The sequence below is a fragment of the Dapis brunnea BLCC-M229 genome, from assembly GCF_050015995.1.
In the GTDB taxonomy this organism is placed as follows: Bacteria; Cyanobacteriota; Cyanobacteriia; order Cyanobacteriales; family Microcoleaceae; genus Trichodesmium.
Genome location: NZ_JBNHEP010000248.1, coordinates 35,272 through 35,688 on the forward strand (window position 1 = coordinate 35,272; position 417 = coordinate 35,688).

Annotated in this window: 1 pseudogene; it reads right to left on the bottom strand. The window is 36.9% G+C overall.

Annotation, left to right across the window (positions count from 1 at the left end):
• A pseudogene (locus tag ACP6PM_RS28295) lies at positions 1-403 on the bottom strand (hypothetical protein); the annotation flags it as partial.
• Positions 404-417: the final 14 nt, after the last annotated feature.

Consider the following 417-nt stretch of genomic DNA (forward strand, 5'->3'; position numbering starts at 1 on the left):
CCTCATCGTCCTCATCGTCCTCATCATCCTCATCATCTTCATCATCCTCGTCCTCAAAGTCTAAGTTCTCAACAGAGAAATCACCAATTTCTTCCAACTCTACTTCAAAGTCTTCTACTACTTCTAACTCAGTACCATTGAACAATACTAACTGAGTACGACCTTCAATATTTGCTAATAGTAGAACTGAACGATCGCCTACTAGACTTACCAGACGTTGTTGCAGAAGTTCAAAACTAGCAAAAGTTTCTTCTTCAAAAATCAAGAAACTTTCTTGCACTTGTTGGTTAAAGTTAGCAGCAATATTTATGCTGGTAAAAGTTTCTACTGTGAGATTAAGTTCTGTTAGTATCTCAATATCTATTTCTAGCTGCTCTGTTGTGATATCAAATGGTGTGAACAAGTCTAAGCTCTCAA